Genomic DNA, 7,949 nt, shown 5'->3' on the forward strand with positions numbered 1-7,949 from the left:
TCTCTACCTTGCGTAGGCCCGCCTCTCCATGTAGCTCGGTTTCGTAAAAACGCTCGACACCGGTCTTGCCAATAAAGTGCGTGCCCGCGTAGCGGCCTGGGTCTAAGTCCTGTAGCTCTTCGGCGTTAATACGTCCCACATACCCCAGAGCATGAGCCATGACTTCAGCATCGGGATAGTAGCGCAACAGCTGGGCTTCCACTTCAACACCAGGCAGCCGGTGGCGGTTAACGGCCAGTCGCGCAATCTGCTCTTCGCTTAAGTCACTCATCAGCAGTGCAGGTTGAAAAGGACGCTGACGCTGCCGCGAGCGCACCTGAAATGCCTCTATCTCTTCCTCAGGTAGCTCTAATAAATCGACGAGCAGGGCCAGAGTGTCGTCTAGATCATCAACACGCTCACGCACCAGGGTAAGGTTGTAGGTAGGACGGTTTTCCGCCAGCAGCGCACCGTTACGATCGTAGATAAGCCCGCGGTTAGGCGGCAGAGGCTCGACGCGTACCCGGTTCTTCTCGGAGCGCGTGCTGTATAAATCGTGTTGAACGATTTGCAAATAGCCAAGGCGGCTTACCAGCAAGCTCGTCAACACAATCACTACCAAGACAGCAAGCAGCGCCCTGACACGGAAAATACGCAGCTCTTGCTCAGGATTTTTTAGCGTGTCACGGCGCTGGGGCATGGCAACAGATGACTCTCAAATCAAACAATAAAAGCGGGGGCCCCAGTGGGGAATAAATGCAACATAACGGCTAGTGATTAACTCTGTGTTGCTCACTAGCGGTGATAGGGGTGGCCCACTAGCAGTGTCCAGGCGCGATAAAGCTGCTCTGCCAACATAATTCGCACGAGCGGGTGAGGTAGCGTTAGCGGCGAAAGTGACCAAGCTTTATCAGCCATAGCGGAAAGCGCAGGCTCTAAGCCGTCCGGGCCACCCACCAACAGCACCACATCACGCCCTTCCATGCGCCAGCCATCCGCTTCCTGCGCCAACTGTTCGGTGGTCCAGGGTTTGCCCTTTACCTCCAGCGCCACCACGATTTCATCGCCACGCAGCTTTTCACGAATTCGCTGCGCCTCTTGCGCGCGGGCTTTAGCGATATCAGCATTTTTGCCACGCTGGCCAAGCGGTATTTCTTCAATTTCCAGCGTGAAATCCCGAGGGAGCCGCTTGCGGTAGGTCTCAACGCCTTGTTCCACCCATGCAGGCATTTTTGTACCCACCGCTAACAGCCGAATCCTCATGACATCGTGGCTCGCTCTTCAAACTGCTTCAGCGATTCACTAATCGCGCCAGCGTCGCTAGGCAGATCTGCCCAAAGGCGCTCCAAGTCATACAGCGCACGGGCTTCTGGAAGCATAATGTGAACCACCACATCGCCCAGGTCGACCAGCACCCAGTCGGCATTATCGCCACCTTCAACACCGCGAGGGTGAAGGCCGGATGCCTTGGCTTTTTCGACAACGTTCTGGGCCAGTGCGGCCACGTGGCGGGTAGAAGTACCGCTGGCAATCAGCATCAGATCGGTAACTTCGGTTAATTTCGCAACGTCGAGTTGAGTAATATCGCGTGCTTTAAGCTCTTCTAGCGCGTCAATCGCTAGGTTTTTCAGTGTATCGATGTGCATGACTCCTGAAGGCAACCCCTTGTGGTGGTATCGAGTGTCGTTACTAACGTCGGTATTTCGAGTGGCATCAGCCTGTAAGCGGGCCATTGTAACGGCTTCTTTCACGACTGCCAGCGCTATTCATCGGATTGATAAAGCCCTTGATAAAAAATAGCCTGTTCTACCGCTTCTGGTAGTAAGTAGCGCACGCTTTTACCCGCCTGCAGCCGCTCCCGAATATAAGTGGCAGATATCGCCATTAAAGACGGCAACTCAAGCATCAACATTCCGCCTCTCGTGCGCTGCATTAATACATCGACACTATCGACTTCTCGATTGCCGACCAGTTCCTTCAATGCTGAGGGCCAAGAAGATTGATAACCTGGGCGGGCAATGACCACTAGGTGGGCCAACTCGAAAAGCTGCTCTGCACGGTCCCACTTCGCCAAACGTAAAAAGGCATCGAAGCCGATCACCATGACTAACGGTACATCGTCGCCATACTGCTGGCGGAGTTCCGCCAGCGTATCCACGCTGTATGAGGGGCCGTCGCGCTGAAGCTCTCGATCATCCGCTAACAGCCCTGGCGTATCGCCAATGCCCGCTTTTAAGAGGGCTAAGCGCTGGGCAGCCGACACCTGCGGTGTATCTCGCAGGGGCGGCTGTGGCGCGGGCACCATATGCAGCGTATTGAGGCCTAACACCTCGCGCACTTCTACAGCGCTGCGCAGATGGCCGTTGTGAATGGGGTCAAATGTCCCCCCGAGCATACCTACCCGCATTGGCCCGGCGATGCTGGGCGTGTCACTCATTGTCTAACCTGGCCGTCACCCAATACGATATATTTTTGAGTCGTTAAGCCTTCAAGCCCCACCGGACCACGGGCGTGAAGCTTATCAGTGGAGATACCGATTTCTGCCCCTAACCCATACTCAAAGCCATCCGCAAAACGGGTAGAGGCATTCACTATCACTGAGCTTGAGTCCACTTCGGCCATAAAACGCCGCGCCAGCGAGTAGTCTTGAGTCACAATCGCGTCGGTATGGTGCGAGCCGTAGCGCTCAATATGCTCAATCGCCTCTTCCATTCCATCGACCACTTTAATGGCGAGGATCGGCGCCAAATACTCCGCATGCCAATCGTCCTCTGTAGCCAAAGTGGCTTGGGGAAGTAACGCGCGCGTGCGCTCACAGCCACGCAGCTCTACCTGATGTTCTGCATAGGCCCGGGCCAGCTCCGGCAGCAAAATATCGGCAACGGGCGCATCCACCAGCAGCGTCTCCATGGTGTTGCAGGTGCCATAGCGGTGCGTTTTGGCATTAACGGCAATCGCCAACGCTTTAGCGGGATCGGCGGTGGTATCAATATAGACGTGGCATACGCCGTCCAAATGTTTGATAACCGGTACTTTAGCTTCGCGGGAAATACGCTCAATCAGTGACTTACCGCCGCGAGGAATAATCACATCAATATAGGCAGGCATACTGATCATTTCACCTACGGCCGCACGGTCGGTAGTGGCCACTACCTGCACACTGCCCGCTGGCAGGCCCGCATCGGCTAGCCCTGCCTGAAGGCAGCGGCTAAGCGCTGCATTAGAGGCGCTGGCTTCAGAGCCACCGCGTAGCACGCAAGCATTTCCCGATTTAAGACACAGGCTGGCCGCTTCGATCGTTACATTGGGGCGTGACTCATAAATAATGCCGATAACTCCCAGCGGAACGCGCATTTTGCCAACCTGAATGCCGCTGGGGCGGTAGCTCATGCCGTCAATCTCACCCACCGGATCGGGTAGCGCTGCCACTTGGCGAAGACCTTCAATCATCGCGTCAATGCGCTGGTCATTCAGGGCCAGCCGGTCTAGCAGTGCATTGTCTAGCCCATTGTCACGCCCACGCTGCATGTCCTCGGCATTGGCCTGCAGAATATCACTGCGTGCCGCCGCCACACGTTGCGCCATTGCCTCAAGCGCTTGATTCTTAATGTGGGTATTGGCACGTCGCAATGCGCTTGCCGCTGCCCGAGCGCCCTGCCCCAGGGCCTGCATATACGCGGGCACATCCCCGGCAGCCAAATGGTGTTGGGCGTCTTCTTGGAATGCATCAGAACCGCGCATACTATCTCCCTGTGTTGTGGTCAGCGTTGCTAAGTGAAGTGGGCTTATATTACGCCATTTGGGCATTATACTGAGTGATTCAAAGGACTAGGCCAAGCAATGCGTTATGCTACTGCTAAATAGGCCAACCGCTATCAGGTAAATAGTAAGCCACCATGCAAAGCAAATACAAAATCAGCCTGCTAAGAGCCAATCTACTCGCCGCTGCCGTGGCGCTGGCTTTATGGACGCCCATGGCGCCGCCAGCAGCTGCCCTGTTACTCTGGCTGTCGGTTGGTTGGCTCTTTATTACGGCGCTGGTACTGGATTTTAGCCATCGCCGCTCTCCTGGGCTGCCCTGGCAGATGCTCGCTGGAACGCTACTACTAGGGTTAATTGCCGCCGCACCTGAGCGGCATGCGCTGCTTATTTGGGCATGGGGAGCAGTGTTTATGCTGCCTCAACATCGCTGGGCCGCCATTTTTAATGCATGCGCGGCCATGCTTAGCTGCTTACTACTCGCTCCCGTGGTGAGCCTACCGGAGTGGCTCCTAATGGTTTTATCGCTGGCAACACTCAGCGTACTGGCCCTTTCACGCACTCACCAGTTAATTAATATGAATGGCGATATACGCCAACGCCTAAGGCTAGTACCAGGAGCAAACCTATGGGCAGGCGAGCAGCTCTTACGCGATTTACTGCGAGAACAAACCCGCTCAGAGCGGGAAGCTATCCATGCCGAAGTGTTAGTCATTCAAGTAAAGCGGCACCAACTTTGGCCAGTCGCCCAAAAACTCTGCGAGTTGACTTATAAGTTTGAAAACGTCTATCGACTGAATGGCACGACACTCGCCACCCTCATATTATCGAGAACGCCCAAAGAGGCCGCTAAACGGCGCGAGCTCCTATGTGCTGTTCTACCCGACAGCGCCGCCATTTATCACCAGCCCCTAATGGAGATCGAGCTGGCGTCACTCTCAATCGAAGCCCTAAGCCGCTACCCGAAACGTCGGCTAAGTGAGGCCGCATGAGAGTGCCGCCACTGCCCAAGCGACTGATGACTGCGGCCTATAGCGCCAGTATGTTCATCATGGTGGGCTACATGATGTGGCTGTACGCGATGGGCAGCTACCGCGAACTGCTAATACCGCTATTTTTGGCAATGCTGTTATTGGTCAGTTTGCTGATGCATTTAGGCCAAGGGTTTCGCCCCTGCATACCGCGCATACTGTTATTGGCGAGCATCTATATTGTTGTGCTAACCGCCACCTATACACAGCCAAGCCCAGCGCCCCTATGGCTCGGCTTACCCATTGCAGCCACATTTTTACTGTTGCCGCTTTGGAGCGCGCTTAGTCTGAATATGGTTTGCCTTTCCGCCTGGTGGTGGCTAGCACCTTTTGAGACGACTGCTTTTTCACTTAGTCATGTGGCGTTGACGCTACTGCTCGCCCTTCCCCCATGGGAACATGCACGCCGTCGGGCGCTACTGCGGGCCACAGACCCAAACGATAGCGACTGTGATGCTTACCATATTGATACGCTGAAAGAGCGGCTCAATAATGAATTTCAACGGGCGGCAATGCTCAATAAGCGCTTGGCAGTCCTAGTGCTTCACTTACCACAGTTGGATATGGCAGAAGAGCAGTTTGGTCACCGTGCGCAAACCGCCTTATTGGGTGCCCTGTGCAGCGAGGTCAATAGCCGTTGCCGTGATCACGATATTCTGGGTCGCGCTGGCAATGCGACATTCTGGCTGGTCCTACCCGATACCAGTGAAAGTGGCGCCTTGCTTGTTAGGGAGCGCTTACAGAGAGCGCTTTCCCGTCGTGTGCTAGTGGAAACTGGGCAGCTAGAAGCGCGTATTACCACCTGCCTGCCTCTTCGCAAAGAGAGCTTCGAGCGATATGTACAGCGCCTGGAAGCGCGTGCCGAAGCTATTGCCAACGTGTAACCCATCTGCGGACGGAATCGCCCTTGTCTATCGCCGACACACTGTTATCTCTGTCGCTTTCACCTACGCTGCTGCTCCTACTGGTGCTGGGGATTGCCATGGTGGAATCTCTAGCGCTGGTAGGCTTACTGGTGCCCGGTGTTGTGCTTATCACTGCCGCTGCCTCCATGGCAGGGCATCAAATGGTCGCGCTACCGTGGCTAATTGGCGCAGCCTTCGCAGGGGCTGTGTTAGGCGATGGGCTTAGCTACTTTTTAGGCTATCGCCACCGCGATACCGTGGTGACCCGTTGGCCGCTTTCGCTTCATCCCGAATGGCTAGGCCGAGGCGCCCGTTTTTTTGAGCGTTATGGTATCTACTCGGTGTTTATTGGGCGCTTTGTCGGACCCGTACGCCCTATTATTCCGCTCATCGCGGGCATGATGCATATGCCAGCGCGCACCTTTCTCTTAGCCAACGTAATTTCTGCTGCTCTTTGGGCACCGGCATACGTTTTACCCGGCTACCTGCTGGGCCACACTTGGCAACAGCGGCTCAACCTGCCCGCCAATGTTGAAATGGCCGTGGTGATGATGGCCGTTAGCGTCGTGGCACTGGCCGTAATGTTCTCCTGGGGCCGCGCGCAAGTAGGTCACAAGGGGCGGGTGTACTTTGCAATTGCACGTATTGCTCGCCGAATACCCGCTATGCGCCGCCCGTGGCTCGCTATGAGTCGCAGCGGCGAGGTGCCTTTAGCCTCACTCTTTTTATGCATCATAGCGCTTACCGCAGCATCCGCCTGGACACTGATGGTCATGCAGCACCCAAGCCCTTTGCTGATTGACTTGCAGGCGCAGCGACTCTTCTCCTGGCTGGTAACTCCCTGGCTAACAGACGCCAGCCTGCTACTTGCCGAAGTGGGCGATAAAGCGGGGATTATTACACTCGTCGCCCCTTGGGCACTCTGGTTGCTGTTGGTCAAACGTATTGACCTACTTGCCCATGGGGCGCTAGCGCTGGGCGGTATTGGCGCACTCAACACATTAGGTAAAGCCGTATTTGCGCGGGCTAGGCCTGACACACCGGACTATTTAGTCGGGTCATTTTCCTACCCTAGTGCACATACCTCCACATGGGTAGTAGTGGTGGGTATCACGGCAGCCTTTGTCGCGTCACAGCTGCCGAGACACAGGCGGATGTGGGTATATTGGCTTGCCATTACCATCACGATCCCAATGGCACTTTCGCGTCTGATCATTGGTGTCCACTGGCTCAGCGACTTAATGGGCGGTGTGCTGCTTGGTCTGGTCGTCTGTGCGCTTGTTCAGCTTAATTGGCAACGGCGTTATCGCCCTCCTTTGCCGTCTTTTCCTTGGCTTGGGCTGCTGCTTGGGTCACTGCTACTCATCAGTCTACGTGTTACTTTTTTCCCGCCCGTTTAAACATGGGGATTCATGCAGGGAATGACTCGTTCAACCCAATGCCAGCCACACGCCTACGCCAATCATCAATGTGCCCGCGATACGATTAAGCAGACGAACATTGCCGCTTTTACCTAGCAGCTTACGCAACGTTTTACCGCCGGTGGCGTATACCAACATACTGGCAAACTCAATGGTGAGAATGACAGCAATTAGCATACTGAGCTGCGGCGCAAGCGGCCGACTGCCATCTAAAAACGGCGGCAGTAGCACCATAAAAAACGCCCACCCTTTTGGGTTGGCAACGGCCGTTACCAAACCTTGGGTGGCAAGCTGAAGACGCCCAGCGGCAGGGCCAGTATCTAACTCGCTTGGAATCGCCATGCGCCCCCGTGAGCGCCACATCATAATTCCCAGATAGGCCAAGTAAGCGCCGCCCACCCACTTAAACGCGATAAACAGCTCCGGCTGGCGGAGCATCAATGCGGCCACGCCCGCACCGGCGGCGGCAGCCACAAACCCAACGCCAATCAACTCCCCCACCATCATCCACAGCGTGCGCTTAACCCCTTGGGTCATGCCCAGCACCATTGCAAGCGTCATGCACATACCGGGGGTTAAAGAAACAAACAGAAACGTGGGTACAAACACCGATAGCGTCGCCCATGACATCATGATTAGCCTTCCTTGTTCTCCGCATCGCTGGATGCATGTGTTGAGTGCTGTTCTTCGCCCCAGCGGGGCATCAGGCGGTGGGCAATACCCAACTGATTGAGTATGCGCGCAACAATAAAGTCGATCAGATCTTCCATGCTTTGAGGGCGGTGATAAAACCCTGGAGCGGCGGGCAAAATCACCACACCCAGGCGGCTAAGCGCCAGCATGTGCTCTAAATG

9 protein-coding genes and 1 pseudogene are annotated in these 7,949 nt (G+C 55.5%); 3 read left to right on the top strand and 7 right to left on the bottom strand.

Annotated elements, in window-relative coordinates; all coding sequences use genetic code 11:
• From BIS10_RS15760 to BIS10_RS15780, 5 genes and pseudogenes are all read right to left on the bottom strand, one after another.
• Positions 1 to 679 (bottom strand): annotated as a pseudogene (locus BIS10_RS15760) (penicillin-binding protein 2); the annotation flags it as partial.
• A gap of 95 nt (positions 680 to 774) precedes the next feature.
• Positions 775 to 1,242, bottom strand: a complete 468-nt coding sequence (rlmH, locus tag BIS10_RS15765; protein ID WP_044628085.1) for a 23S rRNA (pseudouridine(1915)-N(3))-methyltransferase RlmH — start codon at positions 1,240 to 1,242, stop codon at positions 775 to 777.
• Complete coding sequence (rsfS, locus tag BIS10_RS15770) at positions 1,239 to 1,625, bottom strand: ribosome silencing factor (protein ID WP_083026369.1); 387 nt, start codon at positions 1,623 to 1,625, stop codon at positions 1,239 to 1,241. The genes rlmH and rsfS overlap by 4 nt, the downstream gene beginning before the upstream one ends.
• A 116-nt stretch (positions 1,626 to 1,741) precedes the next feature.
• A complete protein-coding gene (gene nadD / locus BIS10_RS15775) occupies positions 1,742 to 2,416 on the bottom strand; it encodes a nicotinate-nucleotide adenylyltransferase (RefSeq protein ID WP_058577801.1) in 675 nt (224 codons plus the stop codon).
• On the bottom strand, positions 2,413 to 3,720 hold the full coding sequence (locus BIS10_RS15780; RefSeq protein WP_058577802.1) for a glutamate-5-semialdehyde dehydrogenase: 1,308 nt from the start codon (positions 3,718 to 3,720) through the stop codon (positions 2,413 to 2,415). Before BIS10_RS15780 ends, nadD begins: the two co-directional genes overlap by 4 nt.
• Positions 3,721 to 3,875: 155 nt before the next feature.
• On the opposite strand from BIS10_RS15780, the gene BIS10_RS15785 reads away from it, so the two are divergent.
• From BIS10_RS15785 to BIS10_RS15795, 3 genes are read left to right on the top strand one after another with little or no spacing between them, the layout of a single operon-like run.
• A complete protein-coding gene (locus BIS10_RS15785; protein ID WP_253506540.1) occupies positions 3,876 to 4,730 on the top strand; it encodes a hypothetical protein in 855 nt (284 codons plus the stop codon).
• Positions 4,727 to 5,653, top strand: coding sequence for a diguanylate cyclase domain-containing protein (locus tag BIS10_RS15790; protein ID WP_074210690.1), 927 nt, complete (start codon positions 4,727 to 4,729; stop codon positions 5,651 to 5,653). The genes BIS10_RS15785 and BIS10_RS15790 overlap by 4 nt, the downstream gene beginning before the upstream one ends.
• Positions 5,654 to 5,676: 23 nt before the next feature.
• On the top strand, positions 5,677 to 7,074 hold the full coding sequence (locus BIS10_RS15795) for a bifunctional DedA family/phosphatase PAP2 family protein (RefSeq protein WP_253506543.1): 1,398 nt from the start codon (positions 5,677 to 5,679) through the stop codon (positions 7,072 to 7,074).
• 30 nt (positions 7,075 to 7,104) lie between these two features.
• Here BIS10_RS15795 and BIS10_RS15800 read toward each other — a convergent pair whose 3' ends face one another.
• Both BIS10_RS15800 and BIS10_RS15805 read right to left on the bottom strand, forming a co-directional pair.
• Positions 7,105 to 7,728 carry a LysE family translocator gene (locus BIS10_RS15800; RefSeq protein WP_253506546.1) on the bottom strand — a complete coding sequence of 208 codons (624 nt, stop codon included), beginning with the start codon at positions 7,726 to 7,728 and terminating at the stop codon, positions 7,105 to 7,107.
• Between the two features lie 2 nt (positions 7,729 to 7,730).
• Positions 7,731 to 7,949, bottom strand: a 219-nt coding sequence (locus tag BIS10_RS15805) for a flavoprotein (RefSeq protein WP_392567191.1), incomplete at its 5' end; no start/stop codon positions are given.

This window comes from Halomonas sp. 707B3 (genome assembly GCF_024158645.1).
In the GTDB taxonomy this organism is placed as follows: domain Bacteria; phylum Pseudomonadota; class Gammaproteobacteria; order Pseudomonadales; family Halomonadaceae; genus Vreelandella; species Vreelandella lionensis.